This window comes from Microbacterium sp. PMB16 (assembly GCF_051294855.1).
Lineage (GTDB): Bacteria > Actinomycetota > Actinomycetes > Actinomycetales > Microbacteriaceae > Microbacterium.
The window spans coordinates 3376006-3390653 of record NZ_CP145908.1 but is presented as its reverse complement, the minus strand read 5'-3'; the positions used below and the strand labels follow the sequence as shown (position 1 = coordinate 3390653).

Annotated in this window: 14 protein-coding genes; 10 read left to right on the top strand and 4 right to left on the bottom strand. The window is 68.1% G+C overall.

The annotated features are described in order from the left end of the window. Nucleotides 1–37: 37 nt before the first annotated feature. A complete protein-coding gene (locus V5D55_RS16260; RefSeq protein ID WP_435744958.1) occupies nt 38–1342 on the bottom strand; it encodes an aminotransferase class I/II-fold pyridoxal phosphate-dependent enzyme in 1305 nt (434 codons plus the stop codon). 99 nt (nt 1343–1441) lie between these two features. Here V5D55_RS16260 and pdxS point away from each other — a divergent pair, with 99 nt between their 5' ends. Further along, nucleotides 1442–2335, top strand: a complete 894-nt coding sequence (gene pdxS, locus V5D55_RS16255; protein ID WP_435744955.1) for a pyridoxal 5'-phosphate synthase lyase subunit PdxS — start codon at nt 1442–1444, stop codon at nt 2333–2335. Next, nucleotides 2325–2918, top strand: a complete 594-nt coding sequence (gene pdxT, locus V5D55_RS16250; protein WP_435744952.1) for a pyridoxal 5'-phosphate synthase glutaminase subunit PdxT — start codon at nt 2325–2327, stop codon at nt 2916–2918. The genes pdxS and pdxT overlap by 11 nt, the downstream gene beginning before the upstream one ends. 16 nt (nt 2919–2934) lie before the next feature. On the opposite strand, the gene V5D55_RS16245 is transcribed toward pdxT, so the two are convergent. Beyond that, nucleotides 2935–3858, bottom strand: a complete 924-nt coding sequence (locus V5D55_RS16245; protein ID WP_435744950.1) for a phosphotransferase — start codon at nt 3856–3858, stop codon at nt 2935–2937. 165 nt (nt 3859–4023) lie between these two features. Between V5D55_RS16245 and V5D55_RS16240 the strand changes: the two genes are divergently transcribed. From V5D55_RS16240 to V5D55_RS16205, 8 genes are all read left to right on the top strand, one after another. Then, on the top strand, nt 4024–4785 hold the full coding sequence (locus V5D55_RS16240; protein WP_435744948.1) for a YebC/PmpR family DNA-binding transcriptional regulator: 762 nt from the start codon (nt 4024–4026) through the stop codon (nt 4783–4785). 46 nt (nt 4786–4831) lie between these two features. Continuing rightward, nucleotides 4832–5410, top strand: coding sequence for a crossover junction endodeoxyribonuclease RuvC (ruvC, locus tag V5D55_RS16235; RefSeq protein ID WP_435744946.1), 579 nt, complete (start codon nt 4832–4834; stop codon nt 5408–5410). 9 nt (nt 5411–5419) lie between these two features. Beyond that, entirely contained in the window at nt 5420–6040 is a 621-nt protein-coding gene (gene ruvA / locus V5D55_RS16230) for a Holliday junction branch migration protein RuvA (protein ID WP_435744944.1), read from the top strand. Further along, nucleotides 6033–7061, top strand: a complete 1029-nt coding sequence (ruvB, locus tag V5D55_RS16225; protein WP_435744941.1) for a Holliday junction branch migration DNA helicase RuvB — start codon at nt 6033–6035, stop codon at nt 7059–7061. Before ruvA ends, ruvB begins: the two co-directional genes overlap by 8 nt. 72 nt (nt 7062–7133) lie before the next feature. Further along, on the top strand, nt 7134–7535 hold the full coding sequence (locus V5D55_RS16220) for a preprotein translocase subunit YajC (protein ID WP_435744939.1): 402 nt from the start codon (nt 7134–7136) through the stop codon (nt 7533–7535). A gap of 55 nt (nt 7536–7590) precedes the next feature. Beyond that, complete coding sequence (gene secD, locus V5D55_RS16215) at nt 7591–9357, top strand: protein translocase subunit SecD (RefSeq protein WP_435744937.1); 1767 nt, start codon at nt 7591–7593, stop codon at nt 9355–9357. Continuing rightward, a complete protein-coding gene (gene secF / locus V5D55_RS16210) occupies nt 9357–10346 on the top strand; it encodes a protein translocase subunit SecF (RefSeq protein ID WP_435744935.1) in 990 nt (329 codons plus the stop codon). Before secD ends, secF begins: the two co-directional genes overlap by 1 nt. A gap of 69 nt (nt 10347–10415) precedes the next feature. Next, on the top strand, nt 10416–12668 hold the full coding sequence (locus tag V5D55_RS16205) for a RelA/SpoT family protein (RefSeq protein ID WP_435744933.1): 2253 nt from the start codon (nt 10416–10418) through the stop codon (nt 12666–12668). Here V5D55_RS16205 and V5D55_RS16200 read toward each other — a convergent pair. Beyond that, complete coding sequence (locus tag V5D55_RS16200) at nt 12655–13206, bottom strand: type IV toxin-antitoxin system AbiEi family antitoxin (RefSeq protein WP_435744931.1); 552 nt, start codon at nt 13204–13206, stop codon at nt 12655–12657. The two genes, V5D55_RS16205 and V5D55_RS16200, sit on opposite strands and share 14 nt — an antisense overlap. Before the next feature lie 64 nt (nt 13207–13270). Continuing rightward, a complete protein-coding gene (locus tag V5D55_RS16195; protein WP_435744928.1) occupies nt 13271–14623 on the bottom strand; it encodes a DUF349 domain-containing protein in 1353 nt (450 codons plus the stop codon). Between the last annotated feature and the right edge of the window lie 25 nt (nt 14624–14648).

Below are 14648 nucleotides of genomic sequence, written 5' to 3'. Positions count from 1 at the left end.
CTTTCATTCAGGGCGGACTCCTGTCCGCGGCGGGTGATCATCGGACAGCGGCGACGAGGTCGTCGACGAGCGTCGCAGCATCCTGGTCGTCGAGGTCGTGGACGGTGAGTCGCAGGTGGTGCGACGGCTCGGCGCGGTCGTCGAGTGCGAACTCGTCTCCGGTGCGGGCCAGCCAGCCGCGGCGCATGAGGCGCTCGGCGACGACGCGGGCGGGACGCGGCAGCTCCACCCAGAGGCTCAGTCCGTCGGATGCCGGTGCCTCTATCTCGTGCTCTCGCAGTCGCGCGGCGAAGGCGGCGTTGCGTTCGGCGTAGTGCGCGGCGGCCGCGACGACTTCAGCTGCGACCTTCTCGTCGGTCAGCTGCGTGAGGGCGAGACGCTGCAGCAGATGGCTCACCCAGGTCGTGCCGGGACTCAGACGCATGGCCAGCCGGTCGGCGGTCTCGGCGTCGGTGGCCGCGATCGCGAGGCACATGTCGGGGCCGAGGAACTTCGATACCGAGCGCACCAGCGCGAACCTGCGGTGCTCTGGTCCGATCAACGTCTCGTACCGGCGCTGCGAGAGCATCGAGAAGTGGTCGTCTTCGATGATCAGGACGTAGGGGTGATCGGCCAGCACGGCGCGGAGTTCTGCGGCGCGCTCCGCGGTGAGGCTCGCGCCGGTCGGGTTCTGCGCGCGCGGCGTGCAGATGACGGCGCGGATGCCGGCGTCGAGCGCCGCACGGAGGCCCTCCACGGTCATGCCCTGGTCATCCACCGGTACCGCCACGGCGCGGTATCCGCCCAGACGCACCGTATGGATGCTGGCCAGGAAGCACGGATCCTCGAGGGCCACGGCGTCATCGCGCATCAATGCCTGCGCGAGAAGGCGTTCCACGGCATCCACGGCACCGCTGGTGATGGTGATCCGGAAGTCGGCCGCGAGGTCGGAGGCCACCCAGGCGCGCGCCCACGCGTCGAGGTCGCGGTCGATCACGGGCTCGCCGTAGAGGACGGGTCTGCTCGCGATGTTCATCAGCGCAGCGGAGGGGTCGGGGATGAGGCGCGGGTCGGGGTTGCCGGTGCCGATGTCACGCAGCACGGTGTCGGCGGCGTAGCCTTCCTGCGCGACGGATTCGTGGCCGGTGACCACGGTGCCGGCGCGGCCGCGGGAGATGACCAGGCCCGCTTGGGCGAGTTGGCGGTAGGCGGCGACGGCGGTGTTGCGGTTCACGCCGAGCGTGGCGGCGAGTTCACGCACCGGCGGCAGCGGACTCCCGGCGCGCAGGATGCCGCGATCGCGGAGTCCGCGCACACTGTCGGCGATGTCCGCCGCGGTCGTTCCTGTGATCTCGTCGCTCATGACTTCTCGATTCTAGGTCGTATCGGACAGTGCTATGTTTGGCCTAGATCAATCCAGGCTTTGCGACCCACGACAGTGGCGCACCCGACAGGAGTCCTCATGACCGACCAGACCACGACCGGATCCTCGCGCGTCAAGCGCGGCCTCGCAGAGATGCTCAAGGGCGGCGTCATCATGGACGTCGTCACCGCTGAGCAGGCGAAGATCGCAGAGGATGCCGGCGCCGTCGCCGTCATGGCGCTCGAGCGTGTGCCGGCCGACATCCGCGCCCAGGGCGGGGTCTCGCGCATGAGCGACCCCGACATGATCGACAGCATCATCGACACGGTCTCGATCCCCGTCATGGCGAAGGCGCGCATCGGCCACTTCGTCGAGGCGCAGATCCTGCAGGAGCTCGGCGTCGACTACATCGACGAGTCCGAGGTGCTCTCGCCGGCCGACTACGTCAACCACATCGACAAGTTCGGTTTCAAGGTCCCGTTCGTGTGCGGTGCCACGAACCTGGGTGAGGCCCTCCGCCGCATCAACGAGGGCGCGGCGATGATCCGCTCCAAGGGCGAGGCCGGCACGGGTGACGTCTCCGAGGCGATGAAGCACATCCGCAAGATCCGCGGCGAGATCGCCGCTCTCACCGCGCTCCCGAAAGACGAGCTCTTCGTCGCTGCCAAGGAGCTGCAGGCCCCCTACGAGCTTGTCGCCGAGATCGCGGAGACCGGCAAGCTCCCGGTCGTGCTCTTCGTCGCCGGCGGCGTCGCGACACCGGCGGATGCCGCGATGATGATGCAGCTCGGCGCTGACGGCGTGTTCGTGGGTTCCGGCATCTTCAAGTCGGGCAACCCGGTCGAGCGCGCGAAGGCGATCGTCAAGGCGACCACGTTCTTCGATGACCCGAAGGTCGTCGCCGAGGCGTCGCGTGGACTCGGCGAAGCCATGGTCGGCATCAACGTCTCCGACCTGCCCGCGCCGCACCGCCTCGCCGAGCGTGGCTGGTAGTCCGAGGGTCGGCGTCCTCGCGCTGCAGGGCGACGTGCGCGAGCACGCCGCCCTGCTCGCGGAGCTGGGCGCCGAAGTCGCCCTGGTCCGCCGTCCGGCGGAGCTCGCGGCCGTCGCCGGTCTTGTGATCCCCGGAGGCGAGTCGAGCGTGATCGACAAGCTGTCCCGGCTGTTCGGCATGCAGGAGCCGATCCGCGATGCGATCGCCGGCGGGATGCCGGTGCTCGGCACCTGCGCGGGACTCATCCTGCTCGCCGACACGGTGGTGGATGCGATCGACGGTCAGGAATCGTTCGGCGGACTCGACGTGGTCGTCCGCCGCAACGCGTTCGGCCGACAGGTGGAATCCTTCGAGGCCGAACTCTCCGTGCCGGCACTCGGCGGGAACCCGGTCAAGGCCGCGTTCATCCGCGGGCCGGTCGTCGAGTCGGTCGGACCGGGGGCTGAGACGCTGGCGGCGCTGCCGGACGGACGCGTCGTCGCCGTCGAGCAGGGCGGGCTGCTCGGGCTGAGCTTCCACCCGGAGATCACCGGGGAGACACGATTCCACCGGCGCTTCCTCGCTCGGGTTGCCGCGCGCTGAGCATCCGCTCCGGAATTCAGAGCATCGTGCTGATCCAGCGGAGCGCCGGGACTGCCCGCGCGCGCTGGAAGGAACGCAGTCCCGGGATCTGTGCGACCTCCGGCTGCGCCTGCGCATGCCAGAGGTACGACGCGCCCGCGGCGGCGATCGGCAGCAGCGAGGCCGGGTCGGGAGCGCCGTGCTCTTGGAACAGGCGCCAGGCGTCCTCGCAGGCGGGGCCACCTGAGGCTTCGATGCTCGGCAGGAGCAGCGGGACGTCGGCCCAGGGCGCCGCCCTCACCGCATAGGGCCAGTCGAGGAGATGCGCGCGACCGTCGGCGATGAGGATGTTGTCTTCGCGAAGATCGTTGTGCATGATCGCATCTCCGCGGATCGTCTCCGCGAATCGCTGCTCGATGCGCAGCAGCTCGGGCAGTCGGTTCTTGACCGTTTCGGGAAGCGTCTCGCTGAGCTGCGGGTCTGCCGCGATATCGACCCAGCGGGTGAAGTCGGGCGCGAGGTCGCTCTCTGCCCGTGGCAGCGCGGAGGGGGCCGGCGAGGCTGCGAGCGCTCCGATGCTGTCCGCGACGAGGTGCAGGTCGGCGGCCCGCCATGGGCCCCCTGGGTGACGCCCGTCGATGGCGGTGAGGATCAGGGCGGCGCCGGTCTCGTGATCGATCGCGGCCTGCACCTCGGGTCCGACCGGCGAGGGGATGCGCTTCACGACACCGATCTCTCGGCGGAGGAGGGACAGGGAGTCGCTGTGACCATCAGCCCCGCATGCCTTCACGAAGACGGTGCGGCGCGTCGTTGTGACGATGCCGGCGTAGCCGACACCGAAGCCGCCGTGCGTCGGCGCATCTGCGACGAAGGCGCCGCCGATCGCGTCGAGGATGCTCTCGCGCAGTGCGGCGGGGAGCGTCGTCCACTCCGGACGCAGGCGATCTGCTCCGCTGGTCACGGCCGCATCTCCCTCCCGAGTCGCCCGGTGCCGGCGACGAATCCGTCGACGCTATCAGCCGATCGAGTCCTGCACGCCGCACCGCCACGGGCGCGTGACGTGTTTCTATAGACTGGACGACGCCCTCGGTGCGAGCTCCGGGGCGGATACGACGAGCGGAGACTTATGTCCGGGCACTCCAAGTGGGCGACCACGAAGCACAAGAAGGCCATCATCGACTCCCGACGGGCGAAGTCGTGGGCCAAGCTCATCAAGAACATCGAGGTCGCGGCCAAGCTCGGCGGCGCTGACCTGGCGGGCAACCCGACCCTGTTCGACGCGGTGCAGAAGGCGAAGAAGACCTCTGTCCCGAAGGACAACATCGACCGTGCGGTGAAGCGCGGCGCCGGTATCGGCGGCGAGGCCGTCGAGTACACCTCGATCATGTACGAGGGATACGGGCCCAACGGCGTCGCCCTCATGATCGAGTGTCTGACCGACAACAAGAACCGTGCTGCCGCCGAGGTGCGCACGGCGCTCAGCCGCAACGGCGGGACCCTCGCCGACCCGGGCAGCGTGGCGTACAACTTCAGCCGCAAGGGCGTCATCGTCGTCGGCTCCGAAGGCACCAGCGAGGAGGACGTCATGATGGCGGCGCTCGAGGCGGGAGCGGAAGAGATCGAGCCGCACTCCGAGGGGTTCGAGGTCATCACCGAGGCCCACGATCTGGTCGCGGTGCGCAGCGCGCTGCAGGAGGCCGGAATCGATTACGAGTCCGCCGACGTCGAGTTCGTGCCGAACCTCAAGGTCGAGATCGACGCCGACACCGCGCGCAAGATCTTCCGTCTCATCGACGCACTCGAAGACAGCGAAGACGTGCAGAACGTGTTCACCAACTTCGATCTGTCCGCCGATGTGCAGGCAGAGCTCGAGAACGACGACGCCTGAGGCGAGCCTCACGCGCGACGTCGGACCGGCGGCTTAGCCTGGGGGAGTGACCTCCTCCCTGCGCGTTCTCGGCATCGACCCGGGTCTGACCCGGTGCGGAGTCGGCGTCGTCGACGTCGACCGATCCCGTCGCGGCACGCTCGTGCACGTGGGTGTGATCCGTTCCGCGCCCGATGCGGAGATCGGTGACCGTCTGGCGATCGTCGCGGCCGGCATCCGAGAGGTGATCGCGGAGTTCCGGCCGGATGCGGTCGCCGTCGAGCGCGTCTTCGCGCAGCAGAACACGCACACCGTCATGGGCACCGCCCAGGCGAGCGGTGTCGCGTTGCTGGTGGCGGCGGAGGCCGGTCTTCCGGCCGCCACGCACACACCGAGCGAGGTCAAGGCCGCGGTCACCGGCTACGGCTCTGCCGACAAGCGGCAGGTGCAGGCGATGATCGCGCGGATCCTCCGGCTCGACGCGCCACCTCAGCCGGCGGATGCCGCGGACGCCCTCGCGATCGCCCTGTGCCACGCCTGGCGTCGCGGCGGCGCCGTTGCCACGCAGGGAGCGTTGACACCCGCGCAGCGCGCCTGGGCGGATGCCGAGCGTGTCGCTCGAACATATCTACGAGCAGGGTCCTAGGCTGGTCGGATGATCTCCTCTCTGCACGGTGTCGTCCTGCATGCGACATCCGATCAGGTCGTCATCGAGGTGGGCGGAGTAGGGTTCTCCGTCGCCGTCCCGACCGACGTCGCCCATACGGCGACCGTGGGGGAGCGGCTGCAGCTGCACACCAGCCTTATCGTCCGTGAGGACTCCCTGTCGCTGTACGGCTTCGCCGAGCGAGATGAGCTGGAGGTCTTCGGCCTCCTGATCAGCGTCACGGGCGTCGGGCCGAAGTCGGCGCTCGGGGTGCTCTCGCACCTCACGGTCGATCAGATCGCCGAGGCCGTCACCGCCGAAGACGATGCACCGTTCCGACGGGTCTCCGGCATCGGTCCGAAGACCGCGAAGCTGATCGTGCTGCAGCTCGCGGGCAAGGTCCACCCCGTCACGGCCACGACCAGGCCCTCGAACGCTTCCGGCAACGACGTCGTCTCGCAGGTCGCTGCCGCTCTCGTCGGTCTCGGCTGGTCGGAGAAGGTCGCCGCAGAAGCCGCGACGCAGACCGCCGCCGACGCCTCCGACGCCGAGAAGGGTTCGGTCGCCTCACTCTTGCGGCGCACGCTCGCGATGCTGGGGCCGGCGCAGGGGAGCCAGACGCGTGTCTGACGCCCGCGATGCGGCAGAGCCCGCCGACGAGACCGAGCTGGCGATCGAGGGCGCGCTGCGCCCCGCCAGCCTCAGCGAGTTCGTGGGACAGCAGAAGGTGCGGGGGCAGCTGCAGCTGCTGCTCGACGCTGCCCGCATCCAGAGCCGACCGGCCGATCACATCCTGCTCGCGGGTCCTCCGGGGCTCGGCAAGACGACACTGGCGATGATCGTCGCGCACGAGAGCGAGCGGCCGCTGCGACTGTCGAGCGGACCCGCGATCCAGCATGCCGGCGATCTCGCAGCTCTCCTGTCGAGCCTGGTGCCCGGCGAGGTGCTGTTCATCGACGAGATCCATCGCATGGCGCGCTCCGCAGAGGAGATGCTGTACCTCGCGATGGAGGACTACCGGATCGACATCATGGTCGGGAAGGGCGCCGGCGCCACGAGCATCCCGCTCGAACTCGCCCCGTTCACGCTGGTCGGTGCGACGACCAGGTCGGGACTGCTTCCGAACCCGCTGCGTGACCGCTTCGGATTCACCGGTCACCTCGAGTTCTACGAGGAGCACGAGCTCGAACAGGTCATCTCCCGCTCGGCTCTCGTGCTCGGCGTGGACCTGCCGCACGACTCGCTCGCCGAGATCGCCCGGCGGTCGCGCGGCACGCCCCGTATCGCGAACAGGCTGCTGCGGCGTGTGCGCGACTACGCCCTCGTGCATGGCGGCGGTCGCACGGCGACGATCGAAGGCGTGCGCGCGGCTCTCGAGCTCTACGACGTCGATGCGATCGGCCTGGACCGTCTCGACCGCGCCGTGCTCGAAGCGCTCGTCCGGCGGTTCCGCGGCGGCCCGGTGGGCCTCAGCACCCTCGCCGTCGCGGTCGGCGAGGAGGGCGAGACCGTCGAGAGCGTGGTCGAGCCGTACCTGGTCCGCATCGGCTTCCTCGGACGCACTCCGCGCGGCCGGATCGCGATGCCGGAGGCGTATGCGCACCTCGGTGTTCCGCACCCGGACGGGACGCTTCGCTTAGATGACCTATAATCGCTGAAGACTTCCCGGATATCTCTGTGCGCCCAAAGGCTGGTGCGTGCACCTGCGAAAGGCGCTTCCCCCATGCCCATGGAATTCCTCCTCTTCGGTCTTCTCGCCGTCCTCCTGATCTTCATGATCTTCAACACGCGCAAGCGCACGAAGCAGATGAAGGCCGAGCAGGAGGAGAAGGCGACCAAGACCGTCCCCGGCGTCAAGGTGCTGCTGCAGGGTGGCATCTTCGGCACGATCGTCGCGTACGACCCTGAGGACCTGGACTCGCCGGCGCTCGTCGAGATCGCTCCCGGCACCATCATCGAGGTCCACAGCCAGGCGATCCTGCGCATCGTGGAGCCCAAGGACGTCGTCGTCGAGGAGCAGGTCGACGAGCTCGACGCTCCCGTGGCCGACGAGTCCGACGCGCCGGCGATCGAGACCACCGAGGAGACGCGTGCGCGTCTCGAGCGGGACGCAGACGACAAGTAAGACCGCGGTCTGACCCGCTCCTCGCACTTCCGGCATCCCAGAAAGCTGAACACACGTGGCTTCATCTTCTCCGGTCCGTCACGCCTGGCGGGTCCTCCTCGGCCTGCTCCTCGTGACGGGCGTGCTCTTCGGCATCAACTCCCTGGGTGTCTACGTCTTCAAGGTCGGAGACAACGAACCGGCGAGCTCGTGGTCGCCTGAGCTCGCGCTCGACCTGCAGGGCGGCACGCAGATCGTCCTGAGCGCCGAGCGGGAAGACGGGGCCGCGCCGTCGGCGGAGCAGCTCGATCAGGCCGCCGCCATCATCCGGCAGCGCGTCGACGCCTCGGGTGTCGCCGAAGCCGACATCACGACCGAGGGCGGACAGAACATCGTCGTCCAGATCCCCGGCAAGGCGGATGCGGAGACGCAGGAGCGCATCAAGTCCAGCGCCCAGCTCGAGTTCCGACCGGTGCTGTTCACGACGGCAGCGAGTACGGAGTTCGTCGGTGACGACGGCAACGCCACGCCCTACCCGTCACCGGACCCGTCGCTGAACGCGACGCCGACGGCCGAGCCGACCGACGCCAGCGACCCGTCCTGGGTGACCGACAAGCTCTTCGCCGAGTTCCAGGCCTACGACTGCGCCAACCCGGCCACCAACCCCGCTCGCGAGCCGCAGGACCAGCCGGTCATCGCGTGTGACGAGCAGGGAACGGCCAAGTTCCTGCTCGGACCGACCGAGCTCACCGGTACCGCGATCACTGACGCGACCGCCGGCCGCGACCCCAAGTCGGGTGCCTGGCTCGTGCAGCTGACCATGAACGGCGAAGGCGGAGACGCGTTCGGCAAGGTCAGCACGCGCCTGAACCAGAACCGCATCGACGGCCTGTCGCCGCGTGACCAGTTCGCGTTCGTGCTCGACGGCAACGTGGTGAGCGCGCCGCGCATGAACGGCGTCATCCTCGACGGCCGTCCCAGCATCTCGGGCAGCTTCACGCAGGAGAGCGCGACGACGCTGGCCGACCAGCTCAAGTTCGGTGCCCTGCCGCTGAGCTTCGTGGTCCAGAGCTCCGACACCGTCTCGGCCACGCTCGGTACCCAGCAGCTGCAGATCGGTCTGATCGCGGGACTCATCGGTCTCGCGCTCGTGGCGATCTACTCGCTCATCGTCTACCGCGCCCTCGGCTCGGTGATCATCGCCTCCATCGCCGTCATGGCCGTGCTGACATACGTGATCATCTGCATCCTGGCGTGGCGTCTCGGCTTCCGCCTCTCACTCGCCGGTGTCGCCGGTCTGATCGTGTCGATCGGATTCACCGCCGACTCGTTCATCGTCTACTTCGAACGAATACGAGATGAGCTCCGCGACGGCAAGTCCATCACCTCCGCGGTGGAAGACGGCTGGGGTCGCGCGAAGCGCACGATCTACATCTCCAAGTCGATCAACATCCTCGCCGCTGTCGTGCTGTACATCCTCGCCGACGCTACGGTGAAGGGCTTCGCGTTCACGCTGGGTCTGACGACCCTGATCGACGTGTTCATCTTCGTGATCTTCACGCACCCGGTCATGCAGCTGCTCGCCCGCACGAAGTTCTTCGGCGGCGGTCACAAGCTCTCCGGCCTGGATCCGGAGGCGCTCGGTGCCGTGTACCGGAGCCGTTCGCAGTTCCGTGAGGTCGCCAGCACCACCACCGGACGCGGAGCGAAGAACGCCCGTGCACGCGGTGAGGCCGATCGTCGGCAGACGATCGCCGAACGCAAACGCGCAGAGGCCCTGGCCGGGGACAAACCCGGCAGAGCCGATAGTTCTAACAACGGAGCCAAGGAGGGAGACGCCTGATGCCTTCCATGAATGAGTTCGGCAACAACCTCTACTCGGGCAAGACGTCCTTCCCGTTCGTCGGCAAGCGCCGCCTGTGGTTCATCATCGCGATCGCGCTCGTCGTCGGTTCCGCGCTGGTGCCGTTCATCCGCCCGATCCAGTTCTCGATCGAGTTCACCGGCGGCTCGCAGTTCACCGTGCAGGCCCCCGACAGTGTCGATCAGGACACCGCCAAGCAAGCCGTGCAGTCCGTCGTCGCGGGTGCCGCGACCAAGGTCGTCGTCGTCAACAAGGCCGACATCCGGGTGCAGACCGACCAGATGAGCGACGTGCAGACCCAGCAGGTCTCCGACGCCCTCGCCGAGGCCTACAAGGTCGATGCCGAGGCGGTCACGTCCTCGTTCATCGGTCCGGCCTGGGGAGAGAACGTCACCAAGCAGTCCCTCTGGGGGCTCGCGATCTTCCTCGCCCTGACCTTCCTCATCCTGGCCATCTACTTCCGTACCTGGAAGATGTCGGCTGCGGCGATCATCGGCCTGCTCGACGTGCTCGTGATCACGGTCGGCATCTACGCGCTGGCCGGGTTCGAGATCTCGCCGGCGGCGGTGATCGGCTTCCTGACGATCCTCGCGTACTCGCTGTACGACACCACCGTGGTGTTCGACAAGATCCGTGAGAACACGACGGAGGACGGCGAGAAGTCCGCCCGGCTGTTCGGGGAATCGGTCAACCTGGCCGTGAACCAGACGCTCGTGCGCTCGATCAACACGTCCGTCGTGGCGGCCCTCCCGGTCGGTGCGGTCCTCTTCATCGGGTCGTTCTGGCTCGGCGCGGAGTCGCTCACCGACATCTCGCTGTCGATCTTCGTCGGCATCCTGGTCGCGACCTATTCGACGCTGTTCGTCGCTGCTCCGCTCTACTCGCTCTTCCGCGAGAACGAGCCGCAGCTGAAGGAGCGCGACGCGCGCATCCGCGAGGCCCGCAGCAAGGCAGCCGTCGATGCCTGATCGTTCCCTCACCGCGGGAGCTCGTCCCGCACAGCACGCGTAGGATGAGAAGATTCGGGAGGTGAGTGGATGGCGGAGCCGCAGACGTCATCGCAGGGTTCCAGTCTGCGACGACTGGTGCCCCGTATCTTCTCCCGCGCGTCCCGGATCAACGACCTCGACAACCTGATCCGCACTGTTCGTGCGAATCACCCCCGCGGTGACTTCCCGGTGATCGAGCGCGCGTATGCGGTCGCCAAGGAGAAGCACGAGGGTCAGAAGCGGCAGAGCGGTGAGCCGTACATCACGCATCCGCTCGCCGTGGCGCAGATCCTCGCCGAGCTCGGCCTCGGGCCGCGCGCGATCGCGGCGGCGCTGTTGCACGACACCGTCGAAGACACCGGCTATGCGCTGACCGACCTCACGGCCGAGTTCGGCGACGAGGTCGCGATGCTCGTCGACGGCGTCACCAAGCTCGACAAGGTCAAGTACGGCGAGAGCGCGCAGGCCGAGACGGTCCGCAAGATGATCGTCGCGATGTCGAAGGACATCCGGGTGCTGCTCATCAAGCTCGCCGACCGCCTGCACAATGCCCGCACCTGGGGCTTCGTCCCGCCCGAGAAGGCGGCGAAGAAGGCCAAGGAGACTCTCGAGATATACGCCCCGCTGGCGAATCGTCTCGGTATCCAGGCCATCAAGTCGGAGCTCGAAGATCTCTCCTTCGCGGTGCTCCACCCGAAGATCTACAACGAGATCCACAGTCTGATCGCCCAGCGCACTCCGCAGCGCGAGAAGTACCTGGCCCAGGTCGTCGAGGAGATCGACGAAGATCTGCGTGACCTGCGCATCCGCGGCAAGGTCGTCGGCCGCCCCAAGCAGCTCTACTCGGTCTATCAGAAGATGGTCGTGCGAGGCCGCGAGTTCGACGACATCTACGATCTCATCGGCATCCGCGTACTGGTCGCTTCTGTTCGCGACTGCTACGCCGTGCTCGGCGCGATCCACGCCCGCTGGACGCCGCTTCCCGGCCGGTTCAAGGACTACATCGCGACCCCCAAGTTCAACCTGTACCAGTCGCTGCACACGACCGTGATCGGCCCCGCCGGCCGCACCGTCGAGATCCAGATCCGCACCCACGAGATGCACCACCAGGCGGAGTACGGCGTCGCCGCTCACTGGATGTACAAGGAGCGGATGAACGGCGGTGGCAAGACCGAGGTCCGCGCCTCCGACACCGACATGGCCTGGCTCGCGCACATCTCCGACTGGCAGGCCGAGACGGCCGACCCCGGCGAGTTCCTCGACTCCCTCCGCTTCGAGATCGGCGCGAAAGAGGTCTACGTCTTCACGCCGAAGGGCCGCGTGATCGGCCTTCCGGCCGGCGCGACCCCGGTCGATTTCGCGTACGCCGTGCACACCGAGATCGGCCACCGCACGATGGGTGCCAAGGTCAACGGGCGTCTGGTGCCGCTGGAGTCCGAGATCAAGAGCGGCGACGTCGTCGAGGTGTTCACCTCGAAGAACCCGGATGCCGGGCCGAGCCAGGACTGGCTGGGCTTCGTGGCCAGCACGCGAGCACGCAACAAGATCCGCGGCTGGTTCACGAAGGAGCGTCGCGAAGAGGCGATCGAGCAGGGCAAGGAGGCCATCGCCCGCGCGATGCGTCGTCAGAACCTCCCGCTGCAGAAGCTGATGAGCCAGGACTCGTTCGCCGAGGTCGCTCACCAGCTCCACTACGAAGACGTCTCGGCCCTGTACGCGGCCGTCGGCGAGGGACACGTCTCGACGCAGTCGGTGCTCGAGAAGGTCACGGCCCAGGTCGCCGCGAACGATCCGGCGACGGAGGCGGCCGAAGTTCCTGGCAGCGTTCCTACACGAGAGCCGCGTTCCGGTGACTCGGGCGTTCTCGTCCGCGGAGCCTCCGACATCCTCGTGAAGCTCGCCAAGTGCTGTACCCCGGTTCCCGGCGATCCGATCGTCGGCTTTGTGACCCGCGGCAGCGGTGTCTCGGTGCACCGCGCCGACTGTGTGAACGTGAAGGCGCTCGGCTCCGAGCAGGACCGTTTCGTCGACGTGTCCTGGGCGCCGACCACCAAGAGCGTGTTCCGCGTGCAGATTCAGGTGGAGGCACTCGACCGCTCCGGCTTGCTCTCCGATGTGACCCGGGTGCTCAGCGAGCACCACGTCAACATCCTGTCGGCGACGGTCACCACGAACGACGAGCGTCTGGCGCTCAGCCGATTCGTGTTCGAGATGGGCGACGCCGTGCACCTGGACCGCGTCCTCAACGCGGTGCGTCGGATCGACGCCGTCTACGACGTCTACCGCGTCACCTCGTCCTGAGAGCCAGCCGCTCCAGGGCCGCACTGCCGACTCGGCTGCCCGGCACTCGCTGCATCTCGCCGAGCCTTGTCGCGGCCTCCTCGGGGAGGTCCGGGTCGACGCCGGCGAGAAGGTTCATCCACGGCAGCATCCGCGGATCGCGATGCAGGCCCGTGGCGAGGTCGAGCATCGTACGGACCGGCGTCGACACCGCGATTCCGCCGATCGACTGCTGGTCGGATGCCGGGAGCACCGTGTCGTGGAAGACGAGCCGGGTGCTGGTGCGCGCGCGGAGTCGTCTGTCGACCGCGCGTTTGACGTGGTGAACGGCCGGGGGAGAGTCGCCGGCTCCGTGGATCCAGGCGGCTGACGGACCGGAGGCGGCCATGCCGGGACGCACGAGGGTCGCCAGAGAGCTGGCACGCACATCGGGGCCCTCCACGAGGTCGGCGGGGAAGTACGCGTCGCCGATGTCGACGACATGCCCGTCGATCCGTGCCGCGCTCAGTTCGGCAAGGCTCAGCCGACCACTGGGCAGATACAGGAACGCGGGGTGCATCACGCCAGTGTGGCGCAGTGCACCCCGCGTTCGAGGTGTCGCGTGCTGTCTGTGGAGAACCCGGTCAGCTGCCGAGCGCGCTCAGCCAGGTACGGCGTGCTTCGAGTGCGTCGGCCGCTTCCTTGGCCGCCTTCTTGTCGCCGGCCTTCTCGGCGGCGGCGAGCTCGGCTTCGAGCTTCTCGATCGCCTCGAGCAGTTGCGAGCTCATGTCGTTCGCGCGCGCCTTCGTCTCCGGGTTGTTCTTCTTCCAGTCGACTTCCTCGCGAGCCTTCAGGGCCTGCTCGATCACGCGGAGCCGATCGTCGAGTGCACGCTCCTTCTCACGCGGGAACACCCGACCGAGCTCATCCCACTGGTGCTGGATGCGCGTGAGCAGCGAGCGAGCCCGCTTGATGTTCGACTCGTCCGCCACGGCCTTGGCCTCTTCGAGCAGCGCTTCGCGTGCCTCGATCTTCGGCGCGGACTCGGCCTCTTCTGCCGCGGACTGCTCGGCGCGGGCCGCGTAGAGCGCGTCGCCGGCGGCCTTGAACTTCGCCCACAGTGCGTCGTCGGCCTTGCGTCCGGCGCGACCGGCGGCCTTCCACTCGTCGAGCAGGGTGCGGTAGGCCGGGATGCCGTCGGTGCCGCGCGGCGCGAGGGCCTCGGCACGTTCGACCAGGCGGGACTTCGCATCGCGTGCGGACTTGTGCACGTCGTCGAGTTCCGAATAGAACGCACGTCGCTGCTTGTCGACGATCGCGCGAGCGTCGCGGAATCGCTTCCAGAGCTGCTGCGAGATGCCCTTCGACAGGCGCGGGCCGTTCTGCTGCTGGGCCTGCCAGGTGTCGAAGAGCTCACCGAGCTCTGCGGTGACCTGCTTCCACTGCACCTTGCTGAGGTCGCGGGCAGCGATCGCCTCGGCACGCTCGACGAGTTCGGTGCGCTCGGCGATCGCCTTGTCGACGAGCTCCTTGGCCTGCTGCGCCTCCTGCTCGGTCGCCTCCGACAGCGACGCGGTGAGAGCGTTCAGGCGGTCGCGGAGTCCGGCGAGGTCGCCGACGGAGGCGGCATCCGTCGCTTCGTCGATCAGGTGGCCGGCCTGCTTGGCGAGATCGCTCGCCGAAGCGCCACCGGACTGCTGGCGCTGTTCCAGCGCGTGCACCTTGAAGGCGATGTCGTCGAACTTGCGCACGAAGTAGGCGAGAGCCTCGTCGGGGGTTCCGTCGGGATACTGGCCGACGACGCGCCAGGCGTCGCCCTCACGAACTTCGACGGTGCCGTCCTCCGAAACTCGACCCCATTCCGCGGAAGACGAGGAGGATGCCGGCGACGGGGTCACCGGTGCGACGGCGGCCGGGGTCGCCGCCTTTCGGGGCATGGGCTTGGCCGGGGGTGCGGGAACGGGCGGAGTCGGCTTCGACGGCTCGGTGGCAGACACGTGATTCTCCTTGCGCGGTCGGGCC